The organism is Actinomycetospora sp. NBRC 106375, assembly GCF_030269665.1.
In the GTDB taxonomy this organism is placed as follows: domain Bacteria; phylum Actinomycetota; class Actinomycetes; order Mycobacteriales; family Pseudonocardiaceae; genus Actinomycetospora.
On sequence record NZ_BSTS01000094.1, the window covers coordinates 1 to 255 of the forward strand.

The 255-nt window shown below is 72.9% G+C and carries 1 pseudogene; it reads right to left on the minus strand.

The window, feature by feature from the left end:
• Positions 1-255, minus strand: a pseudogene (locus QSK03_RS33015) (IS630 family transposase); the annotation flags it as partial.

Consider the following 255-nt stretch of genomic DNA (forward strand, 5'->3'; position numbering starts at 1 on the left):
CGCGGAACCGGTAGAACATCTGGCCCGTGGCCAGGTCCAGCGCAGCGATCATGTGTCGAACCCCGCCGGTGCGGGTGTAGGTCGCCCGCTGCCTGCTCGGGCGGCCGCGGGGGAACCAGCCGTGCCCGGGGCGCGGCTGCAGGTTCAGCGGCCCGAACTCGTCGGCGCAGATCACGCGTGCGCCGGCGGGCAGCTCACCGGCGGCGGCCTGGTCGTAGAGCTCGAGGATGCGGTCCTTCTTGGCGGTGAACTCGG